The 25,519-nt window shown below is 66.5% G+C and carries 19 protein-coding genes; 5 read left to right on the top strand and 14 right to left on the bottom strand.

Annotation, left to right across the window (positions count from 1 at the left end; translation table 11 throughout):
- From UB43_RS06180 to mreB, 7 genes are all read right to left on the bottom strand, one after another.
- Positions 1-849, bottom strand: coding sequence for a carbon-nitrogen hydrolase family protein (locus UB43_RS06180; protein WP_045209575.1), 849 nt, complete (start codon positions 847-849; stop codon positions 1-3).
- Positions 850-903: 54 nt separating this feature from the next.
- Positions 904-4,722, bottom strand: a complete 3,819-nt coding sequence (locus tag UB43_RS06175; protein ID WP_045209574.1) for a YhdP family protein — start codon at positions 4,720-4,722, stop codon at positions 904-906.
- Positions 4,723-4,880: 158 nt separating this feature from the next.
- Positions 4,881-6,338, bottom strand: coding sequence for a ribonuclease G (gene rng, locus UB43_RS06170; protein WP_045209573.1), 1,458 nt, complete (start codon positions 6,336-6,338; stop codon positions 4,881-4,883).
- A gap of 47 nt (positions 6,339-6,385) precedes the next feature.
- Positions 6,386-6,970, bottom strand: coding sequence for a nucleoside triphosphate pyrophosphatase (locus UB43_RS06165; protein WP_045209572.1), 585 nt, complete (start codon positions 6,968-6,970; stop codon positions 6,386-6,388).
- A 60-nt stretch (positions 6,971-7,030) separates the two neighbouring features.
- The gene (mreD, locus tag UB43_RS06160; RefSeq protein WP_045209571.1) at positions 7,031-7,519 is read right to left on the bottom strand and encodes a rod shape-determining protein MreD; all 489 of its coding nucleotides are present in this window, start codon (positions 7,517-7,519) and stop codon (positions 7,031-7,033) included.
- Positions 7,519-8,580, bottom strand: a complete 1,062-nt coding sequence (gene mreC, locus UB43_RS06155) for a rod shape-determining protein MreC (protein WP_082085787.1) — start codon at positions 8,578-8,580, stop codon at positions 7,519-7,521. Before mreC ends, mreD begins: the two co-directional genes overlap by 1 nt.
- A 93-nt stretch (positions 8,581-8,673) precedes the next feature.
- Positions 8,674-9,711, bottom strand: a complete 1,038-nt coding sequence (mreB, locus tag UB43_RS06150; RefSeq protein ID WP_017518164.1) for a rod shape-determining protein MreB — start codon at positions 9,709-9,711, stop codon at positions 8,674-8,676.
- Between the two features lie 238 nt (positions 9,712-9,949).
- Between mreB and gatC the strand changes: the two genes are divergently transcribed.
- From gatC to UB43_RS06125, 5 genes are read left to right on the top strand one after another with little or no spacing between them, the layout of a single operon-like run.
- A complete protein-coding gene (gene gatC / locus UB43_RS06145) occupies positions 9,950-10,237 on the top strand; it encodes an Asp-tRNA(Asn)/Glu-tRNA(Gln) amidotransferase subunit GatC (protein WP_045209569.1) in 288 nt (95 codons plus the stop codon).
- 19 nt (positions 10,238-10,256) lie between these two features.
- A complete protein-coding gene (gatA, locus tag UB43_RS06140; protein ID WP_156160360.1) occupies positions 10,257-11,711 on the top strand; it encodes an Asp-tRNA(Asn)/Glu-tRNA(Gln) amidotransferase subunit GatA in 1,455 nt (484 codons plus the stop codon).
- 11 nt (positions 11,712-11,722) lie between these two features.
- A complete protein-coding gene (gatB, locus tag UB43_RS06135; protein ID WP_045209568.1) occupies positions 11,723-13,168 on the top strand; it encodes an Asp-tRNA(Asn)/Glu-tRNA(Gln) amidotransferase subunit GatB in 1,446 nt (481 codons plus the stop codon).
- A gap of 54 nt (positions 13,169-13,222) precedes the next feature.
- Positions 13,223-13,606, top strand: coding sequence for a septal ring lytic transglycosylase RlpA family protein (locus UB43_RS06130; protein ID WP_045209567.1), 384 nt, complete (start codon positions 13,223-13,225; stop codon positions 13,604-13,606).
- A gap of 10 nt (positions 13,607-13,616) precedes the next feature.
- Positions 13,617-14,006, top strand: coding sequence for a carboxymuconolactone decarboxylase family protein (locus UB43_RS06125; RefSeq protein ID WP_045209566.1), 390 nt, complete (start codon positions 13,617-13,619; stop codon positions 14,004-14,006).
- A gap of 100 nt (positions 14,007-14,106) precedes the next feature.
- Here the strand turns inward: UB43_RS06125 and UB43_RS06120 are convergent, their stop codons facing one another.
- From UB43_RS06120 to UB43_RS06090, 7 genes are all read right to left on the bottom strand, one after another.
- Entirely contained in the window at positions 14,107-14,922 is an 816-nt protein-coding gene (locus UB43_RS06120; protein ID WP_045210216.1) for a YfaP family protein, read from the bottom strand.
- 5 nt (positions 14,923-14,927) lie between these two features.
- Complete coding sequence (locus tag UB43_RS06115) at positions 14,928-16,571, bottom strand: DUF2300 domain-containing protein (RefSeq protein ID WP_045209565.1); 1,644 nt, start codon at positions 16,569-16,571, stop codon at positions 14,928-14,930.
- Positions 16,572-16,574: 3 nt separating this feature from the next.
- Positions 16,575-21,128: an alpha-2-macroglobulin gene (locus UB43_RS06110; protein WP_045209564.1), complete on the bottom strand. Its 4,554-nt coding sequence runs from the start codon at positions 21,126-21,128 to the stop codon at positions 16,575-16,577.
- The gene (locus UB43_RS06105) at positions 21,125-21,790 is read right to left on the bottom strand and encodes a DUF1175 domain-containing protein (protein ID WP_045209563.1); all 666 of its coding nucleotides are present in this window, start codon (positions 21,788-21,790) and stop codon (positions 21,125-21,127) included. Before UB43_RS06105 ends, UB43_RS06110 begins: the two co-directional genes overlap by 4 nt.
- On the bottom strand, positions 21,754-23,505 hold the full coding sequence (locus UB43_RS06100; RefSeq protein ID WP_045209562.1) for a DUF2138 domain-containing protein: 1,752 nt from the start codon (positions 23,503-23,505) through the stop codon (positions 21,754-21,756). Before UB43_RS06100 ends, UB43_RS06105 begins: the two co-directional genes overlap by 37 nt.
- 38 nt (positions 23,506-23,543) lie before the next feature.
- The gene (locus UB43_RS06095; RefSeq protein WP_045210215.1) at positions 23,544-24,338 is read right to left on the bottom strand and encodes a YfaP family protein; all 795 of its coding nucleotides are present in this window, start codon (positions 24,336-24,338) and stop codon (positions 23,544-23,546) included.
- Between the two features lie 187 nt (positions 24,339-24,525).
- Positions 24,526-25,467 carry an AEC family transporter gene (locus tag UB43_RS06090; RefSeq protein WP_045209561.1) on the bottom strand — a complete coding sequence of 314 codons (942 nt, stop codon included), beginning with the start codon at positions 25,465-25,467 and terminating at the stop codon, positions 24,526-24,528.
- Between the last annotated feature and the right edge of the window lie 52 nt (positions 25,468-25,519).

The following is a 25,519-nucleotide window of genomic DNA, read 5'->3' as shown; positions in this document are numbered from 1 at the left end:
TCACTCCGTACGCGCCGGTCGTGGTTCGACCGGCGGGAAAAATCTTCTGTGCCGGGCAATCGGCATGCGCTGCCGCACCGCCGCCTGTTCCTCGCTGTCGCGCTCGGCCAGCAGCACGGCCTCGCCCTTGGCCTGCTCGGCCAGGATACGCCCCCAGGGGTCGACGATGGCCGACTGCCCCCAGGTTTCCCGTCCTTTGGGGTGGGTACCGCCCTGCCCGGCCGCCAGCAGGTAGCACTGGGTTTCAATGGCGCGGGCGCGGACGAGGATTTCCCAGTGGGCCGCGCCGGTCACCGCAGTGAAGGCCGCCGGGGCACTGATCAGCTCCGCGCCGGCTTCACGCAGCGCGGTGTAGAGTTCGGGGAAGCGCAGGTCGTAGCAGACCGTCATTCCCAGGCGCCCGACCGGCGTATCCGCTACCACCACGCGCTGGCCGAAGGCGTAGTCATCCGACTCGCGATAACGGCCACGGGCGTCGGCGACGTCCACGTCGAACAGGTGCAGCTTGTCATAGCGCGCCGCCACTTCGCCGCGCTCGTCGACCAGCAACGAACAGGCATTGGCCTTGGCTTCCGGTTGGCCTTCGGGCGGCAGCGGCAGGGTGCCGGCGACTATCCACAACCTGAGGTCGCGGGCAGTGGTTTTCAACCAGGGCAGGATCGGCCCGACGCCCAGGGCTTCGGCGCGCCCGATGTCCGCGAGATCGCGGCGGCCCATGGCGGCGAAGTTTTCCGGAAGTACGGCGAGGCGTGCGCCACCCTCGGCGGCCTGTTCGAGCAGGCGACGGGCGGCGGCGAGATTGGCCAGGACATCGTCCTGGCTGACCATCTGGATGACGGCAATGGACATGGCTAGCTCCGGTAATGCCTGGGTTTCATGCTAACCGATGCCCGGACAGTCTGCTCAATGGGGTTTTTCGAAGGGTTTCTCGAAGGTGATCGCCGGGCTCTGCCATGGGCCCTGCACGCTGTACTGCACGCTGGCAAAACGCGCGACCTTGTCGCCCAGCAGCTTGTCCACCACGAACAACGCACCGCCGATGGCAGGCGCACCGACGATCAGCGCTGCCAGTGGCAGGTTGTTGGTCACCGGCAGGGTCACCAGCAGCTTGGCGTCAATCTGATCGTGGGCGAGGTCCAGCGTGCCGTTGAGTTCCAGGTTGCTCGACGGACCGTCCAGGCGCAGCGGCTCTCGGGTGAAGAAGACGCCGTCGGTGGCGGTGAGCACGCCCTTCACACGGTCGTAGCTCAGGCCCTTGCCGAGCAGGTCGGAGAAGTCCAGGCGCAGGCGGCGGTTGATGGCGTTGAAGTTGAGCAGGCCGAATACGCGCAGGGCATTGGCGCCGCCCTCCACTTCGACGAACTGGCCCTTGCGCAGGCTGGCGTCCAGGGTGCCGCCGAAACGCCGCAGGTTCAGCGCCGCCGGGGAGCCTGGCCAGTTGCCGTTGATGTCCACGCGGAAGCGCTCGCTGGTCACGCTGGGCGCGAAGTCCCAGGCCTTGAGTACATCGCCCAGGTTCTTGCCTTCGAGCTGGCCCTGGAAGGTACTGCGCGCGCTGGCCTCCATGCCGTCCCAGCGCAGGTTGCCCTTCACCGACAGGCCACGCAGGTCCAGGTTCACGTCGTTGAAGCCAACGCCGGTGGGTGTCGGACGCACGTTGAAGCTCCAGGCGCCGACCGGCTTGCCAGCCTTGAGCACCTGGCGAATGGTCACATCCATCGGTGGCAGGGTTCGCGGGTCGATCTTCGCCAGCGGGTCCGGCGCTACCACCGCCTTCTCGGAGTCGATGGCCTCGCCCTTGGGCAGGTCGATGCGGTCCAGGGCGATCTGGATCGGCTTCACCTTGCTGTCCGGCAGGGTGACCTTGCCGGACACCAGCGAGCTGACCAGCCCGACCTGCCAGCTGCTGTCGACGCGCGCCAGATCCAGCGTGAGGTTTTCCAGGGTCTGGCCGAAGCCCTTGAAGCGACCGATCTGCAGGTCCGCGCCGCGCAACAGGCCAGCCGCGCCTTCGACCCCGGTGTTGGAGTACTTCTTCGCGACGGCCATCCAGGCGTCGGCGTCAACCTCGTCGATCTTGCCGCGCACCTGCACGCCGCTCCAGTTGGGCAGCACGGCCGGATCGCCGCCCAGGCGCAGTACGCCACGCCCGGCCAGCGGCTGCTCCACCGGCGCGGCGTAGGCCAGGCTGGCGCGGTCGCCATAGGTCGCCCAGTAACGCCGCTCGGCGCCGTCCAGCGTCATGCGCCATTCGCTCTCGCGGGTTTCCTGCGCGGCCTTGCCCAGTGGCGCCGGCAGGTCGATGGTGACGCCCTGCAGGTTCGAGGCGACCTGCAACTGACTGTCCTTGCCGTCGAGCAGCAGGTTGAGCTGGAACGGAATGCGCCCGTCCACCGGCAACTGCTTCTGCACCTTACCCCAGTCGAGCAGGGACTTGACCGGCACCTGGCCACCCACCAGCACCCTCGTGCGCGGGACGCCGTTACGGCCTTCGGCGCGAATGCTGCCGGTGACACGAGCGCCCAGCACCTGGGCCGCGATGTTCTGCCCACTCAAGCCGCTGTCGGTGTCGTAGCGGAACTTGCCCTTGACCTGTTCGAGGTTCAGCTCGGGTTTGGCGATCTTCAGCTGTGCCTTGTCGGTGTCGAAATCGACGATCACCCGCGCCTTGCTCGCCTCACCCTTGGCCAGGGGAATGTCGAGGTTGAGGTGGCCGTTGAGGTCGCCCTTGCCTTCCCAGCCGGCGAAGGTGTGCGTCGCACCGATGGGCGAATCCTGGAGGATCTTCAGGCCATCGACGAGGTTGCTGTCGATGTCGCCATTCACGTGCAGGTGGGCGACTTCGCCCGGATTCGAGTGGGGAATCTCCACCGACACATCGCGCACCTGGCTGTTGAGGATCTGCCCGCGGGTTGCGTTGATGCTGACACCGGTGTCCTCGACCCGCACCTCGCCCTCGGCCTTGCTCAGGCCGGGCCAGCCCGGCTGGTAGTCGAGCACGCCGTCGTGGACCTTGAAGTACAGGCTCATGGCGTGGGCTTCGGGCGCCGAGCCCTTCTGCAGCGAGCCCTGCCAGAGGAAATAGCCCTGCTCGATGCGACCGCTCTTGATCGAGCCCTTGAGCCAGGCGGCCAGGTCCTTGCTCATCTGCGGGATGACGGTCGGCAGGTACTTGCCGGTGTAGCGCGCGTCGCCATTGCTCATGCCGACACGCAGGTCCATGTAGTCCTCCAGCGCCGGGTCGCGCATCAGGCGGATCAGCATGTCACCGGCAATGGTGCCCTCCTCGCCTTCCACCTGCATCAGGTGGCTGCCAAGGGTGAAGGCCTCGTCGTTGAGCTTGAAGAACATGCGCGTGTGCGCGCTGCGGTAGTGCCAGGGCTCCGGGAAGAGGGTAGCCAGGTGAAGCATGAAGTCCTGGGCGTTGGCATCCAGCGTGCCGCCTTCCAGATTGCCGCGCAGAGTTCCATCGACGTTGGCCACGGCGGGCACGTCATGGAAGGCGCTGACGCCGACCTTCTCCAGGTTGGTGGCATAGGCAACGCGCTCGGCACCCTCGCGCTGCGGCCAGTAGTCGAAGTTGAGGTTGTGCAGCACGCCCTGCGGCTTCAGGCCGTCAAGCCATTCGATGACCTTGTCCGGCAATGGCGCCAGGGCGGTGATGGTCGGCCCCAGCGGAGTCAGGTCGAGGCGGTCGGCGCGCAGTTGCCAGTGTTCCTCGCCCTTCATGCGGCGAGCCAGCTCCAGCTCCACTTCGCCCCAGCGGGTTTCGCCGAGGTTCGCCGCCAGATCGGCGACGCGCAGGTCGAAATCGTCGCCATTACGCTGGAAGAACAGACTGACGCCCAGGTCACTCAGGTTCACCGGCTTGCGGTCGCCCAGCGCGGCTTTGATCCTCGGCGCGTTCAGGCGCGCTGCCGCGGACACCGGCATGCCCTTGTCGATGGTCGCCCAGAACTCACCGCCGGCCTTGGCCTGGGACAGCTTCCAGGCGCCGGTGAGGCGCTCGGGCAGCCACTTGGCCCAGTCAGCCTGCGGCAGGCTGAGGTACAGCTGGGCCGAACTCTTGGCCCAGTCATCACGGTTCAGGCGGGTTTCCAGCCGCGCCGCCAGGGGCTCGCCGCCGGGCAGGCTGAGGCGTGCTTCCAGGCGCTGGCGGCTACCGCTGCGCAGGGTCATGCCGACGTAGGTCAGCGACAGCGGGTTGGCCTGCTGCGGCAGCACGGTCAGTTGGCTGTCCATCAGCGACAGGCGACGCGGGGTGAGCAGCAGGTCGATGAGCTTGCGCGGATCGGTGTCGCCGCCACGGCTGGGCAGGCCGTCGGCGTGCCACTTGCCGTCCTCGTCCTCGCGCAGGGTCAGGTGCAGGCCTTCCAGTTCCAGGCTGTCGATGCGCGGCTGGCGTGCCATGACGCTGCCGAGGATGTCCGGAGTCAGCCGCACCCGTTCCAGGCGCAGGGAGTCATTGCCCTCGCCCAACTGGATATCGCGCACCACGATGATCGGGCTGAAAGCACGCCAGTGCCCCTCCAGCGCGCCAATGGTCACCGGCAGGCCCAGTTGCTCGCTGGCTTTGTGCGCCAGGTCGTCGCGGTACTCCGCCACCAGCGGCACCAACTGCCGGCCGAGGCTGACATACAGCGCAAGCAGCACCAACCCCAGCGCCAGGAGGCCCAGGATGATGCGCAGGGAAGTGGCGAACAGCCGGCCGGCACGCTCCATGTCAGCCGGCTGCCTGTGAAATGAAGCGAAGGGTCATCGAGCGGCCTCCCAGCCAGGCAATGTCGAACCAAGTCTGACAGTGTGCGTCAGGCAAAGCTCCAAAAAACCCCATTGCACGACGGCCTCCTGCCGGAATCCCAGGTTGTGCGATCCGCCGCTCAAAGCAGGACCACGTCGTACTGCTCCTGGGAATACATGGCCTCGACCTGGAACTTGATGGGGCGGCCGATGAACAGCTCCAAGTCAGCGACGTTGCCCGACTCCTCGTCGAGCAGGCGATCCACCACTTTCTGGTTGGCCAGCACCAGATAGGAATTGGCCTGGTAGGCCCGGGCCTCGCGAAGGATCTCGCGGAATATCTCGTAGCAGATGGTTTCGGCAGTCTTCAGCATGCCGCGCCCCTGGCAGCTCGGGCAGGGCTCGCAGAGCACCTGCACCAGGCTTTCGCGGGTGCGCTTGCGGGTCATCTGCACCAGGCCCAGCTCGGTGATGCCGATGATGTTGGTCTTGGCATGATCGCGTTCGAGCTGCTTCTCCAGGGTCCGCAGGACCTGGCGCCGGTGCTCCTCGTCTTCCATGTCGATGAAGTCGATGATGATGATCCCGCCCAGGTTGCGCAGGCGCAGCTGGCGGGCGATGGCGGTCGCAGCCTCGAGGTTGGTCTTGAAGATGGTCTCTTCGAGGTTGCGATGGCCGACGAAGGCGCCGGTGTTCACGTCGATGGTGGTCATCGCCTCGGTCGGGTCGATGATCAGGTAGCCGCCGGACTTGAGCAGCACCTTGCGCTCCAGCGCCTTCTGCACCTCGTCCTCGACCCCGTAGAGGTCGAAGATCGGCCGCTCGCCGGGGTAATGCTCCAGGCGGTCGGCGATTTCCGGCATCAGTTCCTCGACGAACTGCGTGATCTTCTGGAAGTTCTCCCGGGAATCGACGCGGATCTTCTCGATGCGCGGGTTCACCAGGTCGCGCAGGGTGCGCAGGGCCAGGGAAAGGTCTTCGTAGATCATCGTCGGCGCGCCGACGGTCTGGATCTGTGCGTCGATCTGGTCCCAGAGGCGGCGCAGGTAACGGATATCGGCGAGGATCTCGTCCTCACCCGCGCCCTCGGCCGCGGTACGCAGGATGAACCCGCCGCGCTCGACGATACCCTCGGCCTCGACGCACTTGGCGACCACCTGCTTGAGGCGCTCGCGCTCGTGCTCGTCCTCGATCTTCAGGGAAATCCCGACATGACTGGTGCGCGGCATGTAGACCAGGTAGCGCGAAGGGATCGACAGGTGCGTGGTCAGCCGTGCGCCCTTGGTGCCGATGGGGTCCTTGGTGACCTGCACCACCAGGCTCTGCCCTTCGTGGACCAGCGCGCCGATGCTTTCCACGGCACTGCCCTCGCGGGTGGAAATCTCCGCAGCGTGGATGAAGGCCGCGCGTTCCAGGCCGACGTCGACGAAGGCCGCCTGCATGCCGGGGAGCACGCGCACGACCTTGCCCTTGTAGATATTGCCGACGATCCCGCGGCGCAGCGTGCGCTCGACATGGACCTCCTGCAGGACGCCGTTCTCCACCACCGCCACGCGCGATTCCATCGGCGTGATATTGATCAGGATCTCTTCGCTCATGCGCCCTTCCTTATCGCGCCCGGAGTCGTGCCAGCGCTACTTTCCGATCAAGACTGCCAGCTAGGGATGGAGAAGTCAGCCAGCAATGCCGAGGTTTCGCAAAGAGGCAGGCCGACCACGGCGCTGTAGCTGCCCTCGACGCGGCTGACGAAGACCGCCGCCAGCCCCTGGATAGCATAGCCACCGGCTTTATCCTGCGGCTCGCCGGTTTCCCAGTAGCGCTCGGCTTCCTCGGCGGAAATCTCGCGGAAGGCCACGCGGCTGCTGACCACGCGCGCTTCGCAGTGCTCCCGGTCGGCGACCGCCACGGCGGTCAGCACTTCGTGCTCGCGGCCGGACAGGGCTCGCAGCATAGCCAGGGCGTCGTCGCGATCGACCGGCTTGCCGAGGATGCGGCCATCCAGCACCACGGCGGTATCGGCGCCCAGCACGCAGACGTCGGCGCGCTGGGCGAGGAAGTTCAGCCCGGCCTGCGCCTTGCCGCGCGCCAGGCGCTCGACATAGGCATGCGCCGACTCGCCAGACTCGGGCGTTTCATCGATGGACGCGGGCACTATATGGAACGGCAGGCCGATCTGGGTGAGCAGTTCGCGGCGACGCGGCGAACTGGAGGCGAGGTACAGCTGGGCCATCAGGGACTCCGAAGCGGGCCCGCGCAACGCGGGCCCGGCGATTCCCCCGCAAGGGGGCGATCAGTTGATGTTCAGGCGCAGCCGCAGGGCCCGCATCAGTGTGTAGACCCAGGGCCAGAGCAAGGCACTGACCAGTGCCGGCAGGAGGAAGACCAGGGTCGGCGGGCGGTTGCCGGTCAGGGCGCTGATCCACAACTGGACCAGTTGGGCAAGACCGTAGACCACCAGCAAAACCAGGCATTGCTGCCAGATGGGGAACATGCGCAGGCGCTGATGCAGCGACAGCACCAGGCAGATGATCAGGCTCAGGATCAGGGCGTTCTGCCCCAGCAGGCTGCCGTAGAGCACGTCCTCGGCGACGCCGAACACCCAGGCGGTCAGCATGCCGACCTTGTGTGGCAGGTAGAGCACCCAGTAGGTGAGGAACATCGCCAGCCACAGCGGGCGGCCGATCTCCATGAAGCTGGGCATCGGCGCCACCGACAGCAGCAGCGCCGCCAGCAGGGTGAGCCAGATGGCCCAGCCGTTGTTCGAGCCCTGCGCCGCCATCAGTGACGGGTCCTTGCATCCGGGTGCGATGCCGGGCCAGCGGCCGGCACGGCAGGCGCCGTACCGTTGGTGCCGGCCGGGTGCGCCGGCTGCGCGGCGGGAGCGGCGGGAGCGGCAGGCTGCGCGCCGTCATGCGGCTGGGCTGCGGGGGTGCCCGGTGCAGGCTGTGCCGGCGTGCCGGACTCGGCGGCCTTGCGGTCGGCCTCGGCCTGGGCCTCGGCGGCATCGGTGGCGCGCTGTTCGGGGGTGCGGCTGTCGCTGAACACCAGCAGCACATAGCGGCTGCGGTTCATCTTGGCGGTCGGCACGGCGCGAATGGTGGCGAAAGGCCCGCCGGTGTCATGCAGCACTTCCTTCACCACGGCCACCGGATAACCGGCCGGGAAACGCTGGCCAAGGCCGGAGCTGACCAGCAGGTCGCCTTCCTTGATGTCAGCCGTATCGGCGACGTAGCGCAGTTCCAGACGCTCCGGGTTGCCGGTGCCCACGGCGATGGCGCGCAGGCCATTGCGGTTCACCTGCACCGGAATGCTGTGGGTGGTATCGGTCAGCAGCAGGACGCGCGCGGTGTAGGGCATGACCTCGACCACCTGGCCCATCAGACCGCTGGCATCGAGCACCGGCTGGCCCTGGAACACGCCGTCCTTCTCACCCTTGTCGATCAGGATGCGTTGGGTGAAGGGGTTCGGGTCGACACCGATCAGCTCGCCCACCAGCACCTTGTCATCGACCAGCGCGGAAGAGTTGAGCAACTCGCGCAGGCGCACGTTCTGTTCGGTGAGGGTGGCCAGCTTCTGCAGGCGGCGCTGCATCAGCAGTTGCTCGGCCTTCAGGCGCTCGTTCTCGGCCAGCAGCTCGCTGCGGCTGGTGAACTGGTCACGCACGCCTTCCCAGGCTCGAACCGGGATATCGGCGATGCCATAGAAGGGACTCAGCACGAGGCCCATCTGGCTGCGTACCGGTTTCAGATAATCGAAGCGGGCATCGACCACCATCAAGGCGACCGACAGGACGGCGAGCACCAGCAGGCGCGCGCCCAGCGAGGGCCCTTTGGAGAATATCGGTTTGATGACCGGCTCCTAGCTGTGCAAGGTCGGTTGAGGATTCACCAGCGTGGGCGAAACGTTAACCGACCTTTACAGGGCTTTCCTACCTTATTCGGTGGAAAGCAGGTCCATCGAATGACGGTCCATCATTTCCAGCGCCTTGCCGCCGCCACGGGCCACGCAGGTCAGCGGGTCCTCGGCGACGATCACCGGCAGGCCGGTTTCCTGGGCCAGCAGCTTGTCCAGGTCGCGCAGCAGTGCGCCACCACCGGTCAGCACCAGGCCGCGCTCGGCGATGTCGGAAGCCAGTTCCGGCGGGGACTGCTCCAGGGCGCTCTTGACCGCCTGGACGATGGTCGCCAGGGATTCCTGCAGCGCTTCGAGCACTTCGTTGGAGTTCAGGGTGAAGCTGCGCGGTACGCCTTCGGCCAGGTTGCGGCCACGGACGTCGACTTCGCGGACTTCGCCGCCCGGGAAGGCGGTGCCGATTTCCTGCTTGATGCGCTCGGCGGTGGATTCGCCGATCAGGCTGCCGTAGTTGCGGCGCACGTAGGTGACGATGGCTTCGTCGAAGCGGTCGCCGCCGACGCGGACGGATTCGGCGTAGACCACGCCGTTGAGGGAGATCAGGGCGATCTCGGTGGTGCCGCCGCCGATATCGACGACCATGGAACCACGGGCCTCTTCCACCGGCAGGCCGGCACCGATGGCCGCGGCCATCGGTTCTTCGATCAGGTAGACCTCACGGGCGCCAGCGCCCAGGGCCGATTCACGAATCGCGCGGCGTTCCACCTGGGTGGACTTGCACGGCACGCAGATCAGCACACGCGGGCTGGGCTGCAGGAAGCTGTTCTCGTGAACCTTGTTGATGAAGTACTGCAGCATCTTCTCGCAGACGCTGAAGTCGGCGATCACGCCGTCCTTCATCGGACGAATGGCGGCAATGTTGCCCGGAGTACGGCCCAGCATGCGCTTGGCTTCGGTACCGACGGCAACCACGCTTTTCTGGCTGCCATGGCTACGGATGGCGACCACGGACGGTTCGTTCAGGACGATGCCGCGCTCGCGCACATAAATAAGGGTATTGGCAGTGCCCAGGTCGATCGACAGATCACTGGAGAACATGCCACGCAGTTTTTTGAACATTGGAAAGAAACCCATAGGTGGCGCGTGGGTGAAAAGTGCGCGGGTAAAAAAGTGCGGCAAACTCTAACAATGACGGGGGTTTTGGGCAAGGCGGCAATTTATGCTAGATTCCTCGTTTTTCGGGCCTGCAGGCCCTTCCCAGCGGCCTTCGACCGTCTGCCGCGGGTTCTGTTCCCCGCCCCCTCATTCCTTCCGGCCAGGTCCAGTTCGAACCGGGCCGCTCTAGCTGGAGATCCCGATGGCGCTTGAACGCTCCGACGTGGAAAAGATCGCCCACCTCGCCCGCCTGGGCGTTGCGGAAGCCGACATTTCGCGTACCACCGACACCCTGAACAACATTCTCGGCCTGATCGACGCCATGCAGGCGGTCGACACCGACGGCGTGGAGCCCCTGGCCCACCCGCTGGAAGCCACGCAGCGCCTGCGTGCCGACGCAGTCACCGAGGAGAACCGCCGCGAAGCCTACCAGGCCATCGCGCCGGCCGTGGAAGACGGCCTCTACCTCGTCCCGAAAGTCATCGAGTAAGCGAGAAGGACACGGACATATGCTGCATCAATTGACCCTCGCCGAAGTCGCCCGCGGACTCGCCGACAAGCAATTCTCCGCCCAGGAACTGGCCACTGCCCTGCTCGCGCGCATCCAGCAGCTCGACCCGCAGCTGAACAGTTTCATCACCGTCACCGAGGAAAACGCCCTGGCCCAGGCCAAGGCGGCCGACGAGCGGCGCGCCAAAGGTGAAACCGGCGCCCTGCTCGGCGCACCGATCGCCCACAAGGACCTGTTCTGCACCCAGGGCGTGCGCACCAGCTGCGGCTCGAAGATCCTCGACGCTTTCGTCTCGCCCTACGACGCCACCGTCGTCGAGCGCCTGGCGGATGCCGGCACCGTGAGCCTGGGCAAGCTGAACATGGACGAGTTCGCCATGGGCTCGGCCAATGAATCCAGCCACTACGGCCCGGTGAAGAACCCCTGGGACACCTCCCGCGTGCCGGGCGGCTCCTCCGGCGGTTCCGCCGCCGCCGTGGCCGCGCGCCTGATCCCGGCCGCCACCGGCACCGACACCGGCGGCTCGATCCGCCAGCCGGCCGCGCTGACCAACCTCACCGGCATCAAGCCGACCTACGGCCGCGTGTCCCGCTGGGGCATGATCGCTTACGCCTCCAGCCTCGATCAGGGCGGCCCGCTGGCCCGCACCGCCGAGGACTGCGCGCTGATGCTCGGCGCCATGGCCGGCTTCGATCCGAAGGATTCCACCTGCGTCGACCAGCCGGTGGACGACTACCTGGCCGCCCTGGCCAAGCCGCTGACCGGCCTGCGCATCGGCCTGCCGAAGGAGTACTTCGGCGCCGGCCTGGACAGCCGCATCGCCGACGCGGTGATGAAGGTGGTCGAGCAGCTCAAGCAGCTCGGCGCGGTGGTCAAGGAGATCTCCCTGCCGAACATGCAGCACGCGATCCCTGCCTATTATGTGATCGCGCCCGCAGAAGCCAGCTCCAACCTGTCGCGCTTCGACGGCGTGCGCTACGGCTACCGCTGCGAAGACCCGAAGGACCTCCAGGACCTGTACAAGCGCTCCCGCGCCGAAGGCTTCGGCGCTGAAGTGAAGAACCGCATCATGGTCGGCACCTACGCGCTTTCCGCTGGTTACTACGACGCGTATTACCTGAAGGCTCAGAAAATTCGCCGCCTGATCAAGAACGATTTCACCAGCGCCTTCGCCGAAGTCGACGTGATCCTCGGCCCGACCACGCCGAACCCGGCCTGGAAACTGGGCGAGAAGAACAACGACCCGGTCGCCCAGTACCTGGAAGACATCTACACCATCACCGCCAACCTCGCCGGCATTCCGGGCCTGTCCATGCCCGCTGGCTTCGTCGACGGCCTGCCGGTGGGTGTCCAGTTGCTCGCGCCATACTTCCAGGAAGGCCGCCTGCTCAACGTCGCGCACCAATACCAACTGGCGACCGACTGGCACAAACAAGCACCGGCTGGATTCTGAGGACGACACACATGCAATGGGAAACCGTGATCGGGCTGGAAATCCACGCACAGCTCTCCACCCAATCGAAGATCTTTTCCGGTAGCGCCACCACCTTCGGCGCCGCCCCGAACACCCAGGCCAGCCTGATCGACCTGGCGATGCCCGGCACCCTGCCGGTGCTGAACCAGGAAGCCGTGCGCATGGCCTGCCAGTTCGGCCTGGCGATCAACGCCGAGATCGCCGAGCGCAACGTCTTCGCCCGCAAGAACTACTTCTACCCGGACCTGCCCAAGGGCTACCAGACCAGCCAGATGGATCACCCCATCGTCGGCAAGGGCCACCTGGATATCACCCTGGAGGACGGTACCGTCAAGCGCGTCGGCATCACCCGCGCGCACCTGGAAGAGGACGCCGGCAAGAGCCTGCACGAAGACTTCCACGGCATGAGCGGCATCGACCTGAACCGCGCCGGTACTCCGCTGCTGGAGATCGTCTCCGAGCCGGACATCCGCAGCGCCAAGGAAGCCGTGGCCTACGTCAAGGCGATCCACGCCATGGTGCGCTACCTGGGCATCTGCGACGGCAACATGGCCGAAGGCTCGCTGCGTTGCGACTGCAACGTCTCGGTACGTCCGAAGGGCCAGGCCGAGTTCGGCACCCGTGCCGAGATCAAGAACGTGAACTCGTTCCGCTTCATCGAGAAGGCGATCAACCACGAAGTGCAACGCCAGATCGAGCTGATCGAGGACGGCGGCAAGGTCGTGCAGGAAACCCGCCTGTACGATCCGAACAAGGACGAAACGCGCTCCATGCGCAGCAAGGAAGAAGCCAACGACTACCGTTACTTCCCCTGCCCGGACCTGCTGCCGGTGGTAATCGAGCGCGCCTTCCTCGAAGAACTGCGCGGCCAGCTGCCGGAACTGCCGGACCAGAAGCGCGAGCGTTTCGAGAGCCAGTACGGCCTGTCCGCCTATGACGCCAGCGTGCTGTCCGCCAGCCGCGAGATGGCCGATTATTTCGAACAGGTCCAGACCATCTGCGGCGACGCCAAGCTGGCCGCCAACTGGGTGATGGGCGAGCTCTCCAGCCTGCTCAACAAGGACGGCCTGGAAATCGAGCAATCGCCGGTTTCTGCCGAGCACCTGGGCCAGATGATCCTGCGCCTGAAGGACGGCACCATCAACGGCAAGGCCGCCAAGACCGTGTTCGCTGCCCTGGCCGAGGGTGAAGGCTCGCCCGACGAGATCATCAAGGCCAAGGACCTGGTGCAGAACACCGACAGCGGCGCCGTCGAGAAGCTGCTGGACGACGTGCTGGCGGCCAACGCCGAGCAGGTCGAACAGTACCGCGCCAGCGACGAAGCCAAGCGTGGCAAGATGTTCGGCTTCTTCGTCGGCCAGGCCATGAAGGCCGCCAAGGGCAAGGCCAACCCGGCACAAGTGAACGAACTGCTGAAGAAGAAGCTCGAAGCCTGAGCCCACACTTCAACGACGCCGGGCTTGCCCGGCGTTTTTTCGTCCGGAGGTTCGATGCTGCGACCCATGGCCCTCGTCGGCTGCCTGGCCCTGCTGGCCGGCTGTAGCACCCCGTCTTATGACAGCGACTCGGAAGTCTCCGGCCGCGGCTACCGCGCCGAAGGCACCGCGTCCTATTACGGCAAGGCCCACCATGGCAAGCGCACCGCCAGTGGCGAGCGCTTCAACCAGAACGCCCTGACCGCCGCGCATCGCACCCTGCCCTTCGGCACGCGGGTGCGAGTGACCAACCTCGACAACGGCCGCAGCGTCGTGGTGCGCATCAACGACCGCGGGCCGTTCGGTCGTGGCCGCATCATCGATGTCTCCAAGGCCGCTGCCGAACAACTCAACATGCTGCGCTCCGGCACCGCGCCGGTGCGCCTGGAAGGTCTCTGAAGGAGTCAGAATGAGCAACGACAACCGCAAGGCCGGCGAGCAGGTTCGCCGCGAAGTGATGGGCGACGCCTTCGTCGACCGCGCCCTGGGCAATGCCACCGAGTTCACCCAACCGCTGCAGGACTTCGTCAACGAGCACGCCTGGGGCGGCGTCTGGAACCGAGAAGGCCTGCCGCGCAAGACCCGCAGCCTGATCACCCTGGCGGCGCTGACCGCGCTGAAATGCCCGCAGGAGCTCAAAGGCCACGTGCGTGGCGCCCTGAACAACGGCTGCACCGTGGAAGAGATTCGCGAGGCGTTGCTGCACTGCGCGGTCTACGCCGGCGTCCCGGCGGCCATCGACGCCTTCCGCGCGGCACAGGAAGTGATCGATGCCTGGCTGGCGGATCAGAAAGCCTGACTCGACCTCTAGGTAGGAGCGGACTTCGTCCGCGATAGGTACGCATCGCGCCGGATGCCATCGCGGACAGAGTCCGCTCCTACGCGGTGTTCAGCTTCCGTTACGGATAACTGAACCGCTTCACCAGGGTCAGCTCACCCGGCTGGCGCATCGGGATCAGGAAGGACTCCTGCTTCTCGTTCACCGTGCCCTCCTCCGTGACGATGGTCACCTGCGCCGTGGTCAACGGCTTGGCCGCGTTCACGTCGCCGGAGCTTTCATCCGAGCTCCAGCCGCCGCCGTAATAGTTCACATAGACCAGATACTGCCCCCTGAGCGGCGTCGGGCTGGCGATGATTTCCGGGCCGTAGCCGGTGGTCACGTCGACGTCCTGGGCCGCGCCGTTGGGCAGTGAGCGGTTGCCGTACCAGACGTGTCCGCCATCGGGCGTCACCAGGTGCAGGTCGAGGTCGGTGTTGTCCGAGTCCCAGGACAGCAAGACCCGCAGCTTCGCCGCTACCTCGCCGCCACCGCCGCCGTGGTAGAACTGCACGCGCTTGTGCTGCTGGCCGTCCGGGCTGATGACCTCGACACTGTTGGAACCGGCCGGGAAGGCAAAGGGACGGTCGAACCTGCCATCGTTCTCGACCCGCATCGGCATGGCCACGCCGTTGACCACCAGACGCGCCGGCTCCTTGCTGTCCTTGGGCAACCCACGGATTTCGCCACGGATGCGCGCGGTATCGGACTGGTCGTCCCGCGCGTTCACCGAGGACGCCGGGTAGTTCACCGTCTGCCGGAAGTCGGCCTTGTCGCCGTCGCCCGCACGCCAGCCGCCCAGCGGAGTATCCAGGCGGATCGGCGATTCGGCGGCCTGCACGCCCAGCGGTATCAGGCTGGCGAGCAGAGACAGGCGGAGCGCATGGGCAAGTTTCATGTCGATCATTCCAGTATCAGGCGACGGGCCAGGCTTTCCACGTAGCCCTCGTCTTGTCCATTGGGGTGCGCCTGGAAGGCCAGGTGCAGGTATTCGTGAGCCAGGTCGAGGCGGTCCTGCTGGGAATACAGGCCACGCACGAAGATGCGCTGGCGTTCGCGGTCGACGTAGGGCCGGCCGCTGCTCAGGCGACACACGGCGAAGGACTGCAATTCCTCGTAGCCCGCCTCGGTTTCCAGGCGCGGACGCCATTCGCGGCGCTGCGCCTGCAGCCAGCGCTCGGCCTCCGGCAGCGGCTGGCAGGCCGCGGTCGGGTTGCTCCAGCGGCTCAGGCTGGTGCGCGGGAATGCGCGGGCGAGGATCGCGTCATAGCGCAGGCCCTTGGCGGCCTGCCCCTGGGCGTCGCGCCAGGAGAGTTTCGACTGCCCTGCCTCGTCCGAGTGATAAGTGACAGTACCGCCAGCCAATACCAGATCGGCGGTCCAGGCGGCGATGCCGCGCGCCGCCTCGCTGGCCGGTCGCGGCGCCACGCGCTGGCGCTGGCTGCTGTCGTCGATGCTCAGGCAGTCGCCGCGCGGGGCGCCGTTCTGCAACAGGTAGGTGCGGATGGTCACCGCCAGCGCCTTGGCGGCTTCCGGCGGCGTGGCCGATGCCTCGCGATCCAGCACTCGTGCAACGTATTCCTCGCGGGAAAGACGGGCAGTCAGGCGCGGCCCCTGGGGGCTGCGTTCGAGGAACAGATCGCCGCGGCTGTCCACGTCGAGGCGAACCCCGTTGGCGAACAGTACGTTCTGCCGGCCTGCCAGCAAGCCCTCGGCGGCAGGTTGATTGCGCGCGTCGTAGACCTCCTTCAGCGGATAGCGGCTGAACAGCCCGACCTCGACGCAACGGCCCGGATCGCTTGGCCACGGGGCCGGCAGTGCGGCACCGATGGCAGTGCCGTACGTCGCCAGCACCGTCTTGCTGGTGCCCGGTCCGCGCGCCCAGAGCGGCGTGCCGTCCACCAGCCAACCGGCAAAGCCGCCTTCGCGCCTGCCGTTCTCATCCCAGCTCCAGGTCTTCACCCGCAGGCGTCCACCCAGAACGGCGGGGGCGCGGCCGTCATCGGCGGCAAGGCTGACATCGAGCAAGACCTTTCGCGCCTGCTCCTGGGCCGGCAGATGTTGAAGTTGATCGAGTAACTCGGCGACCGGCACTTCGGTTTGCGGCGCCAGCTTGTCCAACCGGACGATCCATTCCGGCGCATGGCGCGCCTGCCAGTATTGCTGCCAGACCGAACCCGCGATGCCCAGGCGCTGCGGCTGGAAGTACAGGCCGCAGGACTTCACCAGCGCGGCGTCGCGCTCGATGCTCTGCCCGGCCGCGCAGCAATAGACTTCTTCCTTGCTCTCGCCTCGGCACTGATAGGCCGGCTCCTGCTGATGGGTGTCGTTCAGCCAGGCATAGACAAACAGCTTCCACAGGCTGCCCAGCGGCGCTTTCAGCTCAGCCGGCAAGGGCTGGCGATCGAGTACCTGCTGCGGCCCGAGCCGCAGCAGCTCATCACCCTGCGCAGTGCGCCAGGCCAGCTGCGCCGGCTCTTGCGACCCGGGCGCCGCGAGGGCGCTCAGCGGCAACAGCAGGATCAGCCCGGCAAGGCGCGCGCGCATGGATTACTGGACCTTGATCTTCGCCAGGGCCGGCTGCTGCTCCAGCGCCTGCTCCTGCGGCGCATAGAGGCGCTGGTAACGCGCCGGCGGCAGGACGAACTCGCCCTTCTGCGAGAAACGGACCAGATGCCGGAAGCGCAGCTCGCCGCCCAGGGTATCCACCGGCACGCCGTAGAACAGGTCGCCCGGCTCGTTGCGCGCGCGCTCCAGGCTGGTCGCCTCGACGCCGCCCAGGCCACTGATCTGCAGGCCCCAGGTGGTGCGCTCGACGTCCGCGCCCGGCGGCAGCGGTACTTCCAGCATGCCGTAGCGCAGGGCTTGCGCCTGGTCGGTGGTCAGGGTTACTTCGTCCAGGTACAGCTCGTCGCTGGACAGCGGTTTGTCACCCAGCTCCTCGGCCTTGAAGGCGAAGGCGTCTTCGCCGGGCACCAGGCGCAGCAGGCGGCGCTTGATGGTCACCGGCAACGGGCTGGCCGGCGCTTCGGCGCTGCGGAAGGTCACGGAAGCATTGAGCGGACGCGACGGCGCGGCGCTCAGGTCCAGCTGCGCTGGCACCTCCTTGCCCTGCCATTGCCAGAAGGCGTCACCCGTGGTGCTGTGGCCTTCCTTCCAGTCCACCACCGGCTTGGGCAATTCGGCGGCCGGGGCCTCGGCCACGGCGCGCTGCATCCAGGTCAGCGCCAGGGCGCGTTCGACGGTGGACTGCTGCGGCGCCAGGCTCAGCAGCAGTGCGCGAGCGCGGCTGGCGTCCACGCTACCGCTGTAGAGCTGCACGGCGCGGGCGAACGGCTGGTCGCTGGTGTTCAGCTTCAGGCGTGCGCCATCCAGTTGCTTGGCGAAGCCCGGCGGCAGCGCGACCTTGTTCTGCTCGGCCAGGCTGGCGGTCAGCACGCGAGCCACCGCCAGCCCCAGCTCGGAGTCCGGCTGGCCCATGACCAGGCTGTCGTCGCTGTCGAAGTCGTTCACGGACTTCGCTGCCTCGCCGTTGCCGGCGTTTTCCAGGTCGGTGAGCAGGCCGCTGACCAGGGTCTGCACCGGCAGTTGCATGTCGCGGGCAAAGGCCAGGATCAGCGCACGCTGTAGCAGCGGCGTTGCGCTGGCGCGCGCGGAGTAGAGTTCCAGCACACGCTGCCAGTGGTCCGGCGGCAGCTGGATTTCCAGCGCGCGGCTGGCGTGCCAGTCGGCGTAGTAGGCATACGCAGTGAGGAAGGCGTCGTTGTCTTCGCCGCCCCACCAGGTGAAGTAGGCGTCCGGGCCAGCCATCTGCACCAGGCGCAGGCGGCTGGTCTGCAGGATCAGGCGCAGGCGATCACGTACACGCGGCTCGCCACTGGCCAGCATCGGGTAGGCGACGCTCAGCGGCAGCAGTTGGCTGGCGGTCTGCTCGACGCCACCCCACGGATAGTCGAGCAGCGAATCCAGATTGCCGCGCAGCAGCGCCTGGGCGCTGTCATCCAGGCGCAGGCTCACATCGCGAGCATCCGCCGGCAGCTGCAGCGGCGTGTTCTGCGCGTTGACCTGCAACGGTTTGGACTGCAGCACCTGCCAGCTGTCCGCCACGAGACTGAAGTGCACGCCAAGGCTGTCGCGCACCTGGCCGTCCTGGCGCAGTTCCACACTCCAGTCGCCGTCGCTGAGCGGCTGCTTGGGCAGGGCGATGTAGTTGACGCCGCGCTTGAGCTCCAGCGCCTGGGTCTTCTCCTCGCCATTGGCGCGGACCAGCAGTTCGGCCTTGGTGTCCTGCTCTCCCTGGTTGAAGACGAACAGACCAAGGTCCGGCGCATCGCCTGTGCGGAAGCGCTTCGGGCCGCTCCACTTCAGGTACAGCGGTTTCTCCGAGCGGATGAACTGTTTCTTCTGGCCAACCTGGCCTTCGTCATCCATGGCACGGGCGGTGATGCGCCAGCGGGTCAGGGAATCCGGCATGCGGAACTTGAACTGGGCCTTGCCGTTGGCGTCGGTGACCAGCTCGGGTTCCCAGGCGGCGGTGTCCACTTCCTCGCGGCGCGGGCGCTCCAGCACCTTCACGCCACGCTCGCTGCGGTTGGCGCGGCCGGGGGCGCTGGGCGTGCCCGGCAATGCCACGTCATAGCTGATGAACGCGAGGCTGGCGCTGGTGCGCACGTTGTTGCGGCGCGGGTGGTAGAAGAACTGGTCGATGCCCGGCGCGATCTCCGGCTGCAGCGCGTAGATCATCTCGTCCACCACGCTCACGGTGAGGTGGCTGGAGACGGGCTTGCCGGCATAGGTGGTGTCGAGGTTGACGGTGACCGTCTCGCCCGGCTCGTAGCGTTCCTTGTCGGTGCTGACGGCGATTTCCACCTGCGGCACCGCGACCTTGATGCCGGCGTTCTGGAAGCTGTAGTCGCCGCTGCGGGTGTAGAGCACGGAGAAGGTCAGGTTCGGTGAGAACTCGGCCTTCACCGGAATGCGCGCGCGATACTGGGTCGGGTTGAGCTTCTCCAGCTTCAGCCAGTCGCCGCCCTTGGACAGCAGCGCGGTGGCCTCGACCTTGTCGCGCTCCAGCGACAGCAGCGCGTCGTCCACCGGTTCGGGGAAGGTGATCAGCGCCAGCGCTTCTTCACCGGCCTTGTACTCGGCCTTGTCGAGGACGATTTCCACCGTGCCCGGCACGGCCTTCACGCCATCGCCGCTGACCGAGTGGCCAGTACCGCCGAGCAATTGGCCGGCCTTGTCGCGCAGCTCGACGCTATAGGTGCCGGGCTTGTCGAAGGTGATGGCGAACTTGCCGTCGGCCACCGCGCCGTCGCCGCTGCTGCGGTCTTCCAGGCGCAGCCAGCGGTAGGCGGTCGGCAAAATCTGCGTCTGTTGTTCGGCGGCGTAGCTGAATTCGACCTTGTCGCCAGCGGCGCTGAAGCGCTGCGGCGCGCTCACGCGATAGCGCGCGGCGCCACGCTCGATGAGGATTTCCTTGCTGGTCTTCACGCGGTACGCAGCACCATCGCTGGCGAACACAGTGAGCATGTAGCGACTGGGTTTCTCCGCCGCCGGCAGGTCCAGCGCGGCGCGGCCCTGGGCGTCGGTGGTGATCTGCGCGCTGGACAGCTCCACGGGGAACTGGCCGAGATACTGCAGTTCGTTGTCCACCATGGACAGCTGCTGGGCGCGCAGGCTCAGCTCCAGGCGCGCGTTGGCCACAGGCTTGCCGTCGGGGTAGAGCAGGATCAGGTTGCCCTTCACCGGCTCGCCTGTCTTGAAGTCAGGCTTGGCCAGGTCGAGGGAAATCTCGAAATGCGGCTTGATGTACTCGGCAACGCGGAAGGCACTGCTGTAGGTCTGGTCGCGGTAATCGAAACGCAGCTCGTAACCGCCGGCGACGGCATTGGCCGGCAGCTGGAAGCGGCCGTTGGTGCCGCTTTTCGCGTCGTACTTGAGGTCCAGCGTCTGCAGCGTGGTACCGGCGGCGTCGATCACCGACAGGCGCAGCGGGGCAGCCTGCGGAGCCTGCGATTCGCGGGAGTTCTTGAACTCACGACCGACAATCTTCAGCGACACCCAGTCACCCGGACGGTACAGCGGGCGGTCGGTGAAGGCGTAGAGCTTGGTGTCGTAGATTTCGCTGTCGTAATAGAAGTTCTCGGAGACGAAGACACCGCCCTCCTCGTCCTCGCCGATCACGAAGGAGCGCTCGGGGCTGACGTGCTGCAGGCGCAGCAGGCCATCGGCGTCGCTGCTGCCGCTGCTCATCACGCCCAGGCCGTCGGTCCACAGCACCTTGGCGCCGCCCACCGGCGTGCCTTCATGCTTGCGCGCGGTCCAGACCAGCAGCTCGTTACCGGCGATCTTGCTCACCGCGACGCTGTTGGAAACAAACACCACGGTGGTGGCGCGGTATTTGCCAACCAGCGCTTCGACCAGATACAGGCCGGGCTTCAACTTGCCCAGCGGCACGTAGACGTTGCCGGGAGCGACGTTGATGAATTCGCTGGAGGAGCCGGCCAGGGTGACTTCCTTGGGCGGCTGGATCGGCTTGGCGTCCCACAGCGGGTAGCGGAACTGGCTGACCATCGGCAAGCCGGGGATCGGCGCGTACTGCGGCTGTGGGTCATACGGCGTCGGGGCACGCATGGTATTGCCCATCCTCAGCTCGGGCACCACTTCGGTGACCTGCTGGCGCGACTCGTAGGAGAAGGTCCGCTGCATCACCCGACGCGACTTGCGGTACCAGTTGTCCCACAGGTAGGCCAGGGTGTTGGAGAGGCCCTCGCCCTTGAACTGCCCTTCGGACAGCACACGGTGCAGGTTCTTCTGGCGCTTGAGGAAGTCCAGCGGCTGGTCGATGCGGTAGACGCGGATGTCCGCGCCACCGTAAGGCTCCATGCGATAGCGGCGGTAATCGCGGCCCGGCGCTTCCAGGCGCACCTTGGCCACTTCGTCGGAAGCGAAGCTGGAGTCGGCCAGCAGGAAGAACGACTCGCCGGCCATGGGCGTGTAGTTGCTCGCAGGGACGTCGTCGTCCGCCTGCACGATCGCGGGCGCGGCGGCGAACAGGCCGGCGCAGGCCAGGGCAGCGGCAATGCCGCGCAGCGCGTTCATCGGGTCAGGAAGGACAAGCGATAGACGCCGATAAAGTTGGGATTGGATTCGTCGGGTATCCATCGGGTGTCCTTCCATGTCATGAGTTGTTGCAGGCTGACCGAGCGCATGCCGTTGTCGGTCGCCGTACGAGTGCCGGTGTGATAAGCGATGTCGCGGCCCATCCAGATCATCAGATGCTGGTCATCGCCCTGGTCGAAGAACATCAGATCGCCGGGACGCGCCTGATTGAGGTCGCGGCCAACGAACTGGCTGTTGTACTGAACGAGTTTGATCGCGTTGACGTAGGGGCCGGTCTTGCCGCCGCCCTGCTGCCAGGTCTGCGCGAGATTGCGCTGCGCGTCGGACAGTTCCAGTTCCGGCGGCAGGTAGCGGTTGGACATACCGTTGGCGCGCAGCCACTTGGCGTCGTGCACCTTCAGCGCCTCGTTGGCGGCGAAGCGCACGAGACCGGCGCAGTCCTGCTGATACCAGCGCGGGTTCGGCCCACGGCGCAGCTGCTCCTCGGCGATGCGCACGAACCAGGCGCGGAACACCTGGGTCTGCTGTGCATCCAGCGCCGGCTCCGTTGCGTGCGCCAGCGTGGCGACAAGCAGACCGGCAAGCAGTGTGAGGGGTTTGCGGATCACAGCGCCTTCCAGTCCAGCGGCAGCCACTCCCATTCGCCGCTCGGCTCGCTGCCGGCCGGCAGGGTCAGGGCGTAGGAGCCGTTGCCAGCGAGCGTCTTCAGGCGCGGCAGGAGCAGCGTATCGGCGGCGTTGCGGAACACCGGCTCGAGGTCCTGCGGCAGGCTGTCGAGGGTTTCGCGCTTGAGCAGCTCGGACAGCGTCGTGGGCGCCAGGTAGGCCGGCACCACTGCATCCTTGGGCAGCACGTCGGCCAGCGGCGGGTAGCGCTTGGCCAGGGTATTGCGCGCCTTGTCGAGCAGCTTGTCGTCGATGGAGAACAGCAGGGTGTTGCCATCGCGCAGCAGGCTGACACGGAAGAAGCCGTTGCCGCTGACCTGGTCGGGATTCTCCGCCTCGCTGGCCGGGTACTGGCCGAAGCGCGAGCTGACCTGGCGCTGCCAGAGGCGACCATCGCCTTCGGCACGACTTTCCACCTCGAAGGCGCCCGCCTCCACATTGGCCTCGTAGGCGCCGATCATGCTGCCGAACAGCTTGCCCAGTTGATCGTCCAGCTCGGGGCTGGCGGGTGCGTCGAGCTTCACTGCGAGCAGCGGCGAGTGCAGGCGCGACTCCGGGTACCAGCAGAGGCCGGCAGCACCGGAAAGGTGCTCGGAGAAGGCCGCGGCCATCTTCTGCTCGGCGCCCAGCTTCACCAGCATGTTGTCGTACAGCCCCGGCGTAACCGGCAGCGCGACGCAGGCACTGGCGCCCATGGGCATGGCCTGCCAGACGGGGGTGAAATCCAGGTCCGGCTGACGTGCCACTTCATTGAGCGCCAGGTAGCTGTGCCAACCGTCCTTGCCCTGTTCGAAGCGCACACCGGCGAAGGTCGGGATCAAGCGCTGGTAGCCCATGGCGAGCACGCCGGCGCTCAGGGTGATGCGCTGCTTCAGCTCGCCGCGCGGCTCCAGGGCTAAGTCCCTGGCGAACAGCGGCTCACCTTCCAGCGCGCTGCCCAGGTCCTTGGCGATGGCAGCATCGGGCTCGCCCAGATTGTCGTAGTCCGGGTTGGGGAAGAGCATCTTCGGATTGGACAGCACCAGCATCTGGTCGCCACGGGAGACGAACAGCAAGGTTTTCTCGGCGCCGTAACGCAGGCTGTAGACGGGCGTGGCACTGCCCTTCACCTGGATGTCCGCAACCTTCTTCAGTTGGGTGTCATCGGCTGCGACCTTGGCCAGCGGCTCCAGCACCTTGGCCAGGCCGCCGCGCTTGAGCACCACCATGAAGTCGCGCAGACGGCCATCGGCACCGCGCCACAGGGCGACCTGGGCCGGCTGGTCGAGCAGCTCCTCGATCACGCTGTCCTTCAGGGTCAGGTCATGCTCGTAGACGATGCGCCGCAGCGTACCGGTCAGGCCCAGGCGGTCGGCGTTGTTCTCGTAGTAGAAGACGAAGTCCTCGGTCAGCACGTCGCGCAGCAGCGGCACTTCCAGCACCGCCTTGGGCAGTTGGCTGAGGGAGGCGCTCTCGATCAGCGCGTCCGGGCGCTTGAGGTCGCGGGCCACTTCCGGGTTTTCCGGTGCCTCCAGAGTGCCTACCGGCGCCGAATGGAAGGCGGGAATCAGGCCAAAGGCCAGGGCCAGGCCACCGGCGACCAGCGCGGCGGCGAGCGCGCCGATGGCGATCAGCGGGCCACGGCTCGGGGCCTGGGCCGGCGTCGGCGAAGGGGTGCTGTCTTGGCTGCTGGAGGGCGTATTGTCGCTCATGGATCGCTTGTCCCGTGTCATCCCTGCGAGGGGCGAATTCAGTAGTTGAAGGTCTTCACCAGCACCAGATCACCGATGGTCCGCATGGGCACCACGAAGGTCTCGCGCTTCTCGTTGACGGTATTTTCGTTGAACACCAGGTTGATCTCGGCGGTGATCACGTCCTGCTCGTGATTGCCTTCCTGGAAGTTGTAACCCTGGCTGGCGTTGTAGTTGCCCCAGTAGTTCACGTAGACCAGGTAGGTGCCGTGCAGCGGCGCGGCCATGGTGAACATTTCCGGGCCGGGGCCGTCGACGCCATCCGGGTCCAGGCCGCCGCCGTTGCTCAGGCGCGGCTGCGCCCAGAAGGCATGCTGCCCATCGGGCGTGACGATATGCAGGTCGAGTTCGGCCTTGGGGTCGTTCCAGCCCAGGGCCAGGCGGATGCGCGGCGGGATGCGGCCATGGTTGGCTTCATAGAACTGCACGCGCTTGAGGGATTTGCCCTGGTCGCTGCTGACCGCAACGCTGTTGCTACCCGCACCGAAGTTGTAGGGGCGAACGAATTTTCCTTCGGCATCGGTGTAGAGCGGGAGGGGATTGCCGTTGACCACCAGGCGCTGGGCACGGTCGACGCCGGAGACTTCGCGCAGGTGCCCTTCGATCAGGCTGCGGCCACGAACGTCACCACGGTCGATGGGAGGCGTGGGATAGGCCACGCGCGGGACGCTGGGATCATCGGTCAGGCCGGAATAACGCCAGCCGGCAGTGGGGCTGGAAAGCTCCGCACCCGGTTCGGCAGCGACCGTCGCAGCCAGGAGACTGGCTGACAGAATAAAGACGGCACGAACCATCCGACGCGTGAGCTGCATGAACATTCCTTGATCGTGCATGGCGGGGGAGCCAAATGTAACCGGTCTTGTCGACGCGCGGAACGGCGTTCGCGCGGCGTTGCGACTCAGGGCGATCTTTCAGAAATGTCCTACAAACTGAATAGCCTTTTGCGCAACACCAATTGGAAGGATCTCGACTTCCCCCAAGTCACATCCAGCCGCCCCACTGCAGGACGAAGATGCCGATGTTGGTGGTCAGCGCCGCCACCAGGGTGGTGATGACGATGATCGACGCCGCCAGCTCGTGGTTGCCGTTGGCCGCACGGGCCATGACGTAGCTGGCGGCCGCCGTGGGACTGGCGAAATAGAGGAACAGCACGCCCAGTTCGGCGCCGCGGAAGCCCAATGCCCAGGCGACTGAGGTGCAGATCAGCGGCAGCCAGACCATCTTCATCAGGCTCGCGCTGATCGCCAGCCCGCCGCTCTCGCGCAGCGAGGCCAGCGACAGGGTGCCGCCGATGCACACCAGCGCCAGCGGCAGGGTCATCTGGGCGAAGTAGTCGGCGGAGGTCAGCAGCCACTTCGGCAGGCCGATGCCGAACCAGGAAAACGGCAGCGCGGCCAGCACACTGATGATCAGCGGATTGCAGATGACGTTGCGGGCGATGCTCAGCGGGTCGGACTTCATGCTCGGGCTGTAGATCGCCAGCACCACCGAGGACAGCGTGTTGTAGCAAAGGATCACCAGGGCGGCGAGGACCGAGCCGAGCGCCAGGCCATGGTCACCATAGAGGCTGGTGGCCAGCGCCAGACCGATGATGCCGTTGTTGCCGCGGAACGAGCCCTGCACGTAGACGCCGCGCTCCTCACGCGGCACCCGCCACGCCGCCCAGCCCCAGGCCAGCAGGAAACCCACCAGGGTCGCCGCGCAGAAGTACAACAGCACTTCCGGGCGCGCCGCGCTGTGCAGGTCGGAGTGGTAGATGCCGAGGAACAGCATCGCCGGCATGGTGGCGTTGAACACCAGTGCCGAGGCGGTCTGGATGAATTCCGGGTTGATCGCCCCCACGCGGCGCAGCAGCACCCCGAGGAACAGCATGGCGAACACCGGAGCGGTGATGCTGAGTGTCTGGAGCAGCAGGACTAGCATGGGCGCGGCGGCAAGAGCAGTGGGGCCGCGATGATATCAAGGCTTGCGCCGC

It is taken from the genome of Pseudomonas sp. 21 (genome assembly GCF_000955805.1).
In the GTDB taxonomy this organism is placed as follows: domain Bacteria; phylum Pseudomonadota; class Gammaproteobacteria; order Pseudomonadales; family Pseudomonadaceae; genus Pseudomonas.
The sequence above is the reverse complement of the archived record's forward strand: the minus strand, read 5'-3'. Positions and strand labels throughout refer to the sequence as shown.

Excerpts from the sequence above, each read along its gene's own strand:
- UB43_RS06180 (WP_045209575.1), bottom strand. The coding sequence starts at position 849 with ATGTCCATTGCCGTCATCCAGATGGTCAGCCAGGACGATGTCCTGGCC.
- UB43_RS06175 (WP_045209574.1), bottom strand. The coding sequence starts at position 4,722 with ATGGAGCGTGCCGGCCGGCTGTTCGCCACTTCCCTGCGCATCATCCTG.
- rng (WP_045209573.1), bottom strand. The coding sequence starts at position 6,338 with ATGAGCGAAGAGATCCTGATCAATATCACGCCGATGGAATCGCGCGTG.
- UB43_RS06165 (WP_045209572.1), bottom strand. The coding sequence starts at position 6,970 with ATGGCCCAGCTGTACCTCGCCTCCAGTTCGCCGCGTCGCCGCGAACTG.
- mreD (WP_045209571.1), bottom strand. The coding sequence starts at position 7,519 with ATGGCGGCGCAGGGCTCGAACAACGGCTGGGCCATCTGGCTCACCCTG.
- mreB (WP_017518164.1), bottom strand. The coding sequence starts at position 9,711 with ATGTTCAAAAAACTGCGTGGCATGTTCTCCAGTGATCTGTCGATCGAC.
- gatC (WP_045209569.1), top strand. The coding sequence starts at position 9,950 with ATGGCGCTTGAACGCTCCGACGTGGAAAAGATCGCCCACCTCGCCCGC.
- gatA (WP_156160360.1), top strand. The coding sequence starts at position 10,257 with ATGCTGCATCAATTGACCCTCGCCGAAGTCGCCCGCGGACTCGCCGAC.
- gatB (WP_045209568.1), top strand. The coding sequence starts at position 11,723 with ATGCAATGGGAAACCGTGATCGGGCTGGAAATCCACGCACAGCTCTCC.
- UB43_RS06130 (WP_045209567.1), top strand. The coding sequence starts at position 13,223 with ATGCTGCGACCCATGGCCCTCGTCGGCTGCCTGGCCCTGCTGGCCGGC.
- UB43_RS06125 (WP_045209566.1), top strand. The coding sequence starts at position 13,617 with ATGAGCAACGACAACCGCAAGGCCGGCGAGCAGGTTCGCCGCGAAGTG.
- UB43_RS06120 (WP_045210216.1), bottom strand. The coding sequence starts at position 14,922 with ATGAAACTTGCCCATGCGCTCCGCCTGTCTCTGCTCGCCAGCCTGATA.
- UB43_RS06115 (WP_045209565.1), bottom strand. The coding sequence starts at position 16,571 with ATGCGCGCGCGCCTTGCCGGGCTGATCCTGCTGTTGCCGCTGAGCGCC.
- UB43_RS06110 (WP_045209564.1), bottom strand. The coding sequence starts at position 21,128 with ATGAACGCGCTGCGCGGCATTGCCGCTGCCCTGGCCTGCGCCGGCCTG.
- UB43_RS06105 (WP_045209563.1), bottom strand. The coding sequence starts at position 21,790 with ATGGGAGTGGCTGCCGCTGGACTGGAAGGCGCTGTGATCCGCAAACCC.
- UB43_RS06100 (WP_045209562.1), bottom strand. The coding sequence starts at position 23,505 with ATGAGCGACAATACGCCCTCCAGCAGCCAAGACAGCACCCCTTCGCCG.
- UB43_RS06095 (WP_045210215.1), bottom strand. The coding sequence starts at position 24,338 with ATGGTTCGTGCCGTCTTTATTCTGTCAGCCAGTCTCCTGGCTGCGACG.
- UB43_RS06090 (WP_045209561.1), bottom strand. The coding sequence starts at position 25,467 with ATGCTAGTCCTGCTGCTCCAGACACTCAGCATCACCGCTCCGGTGTTC.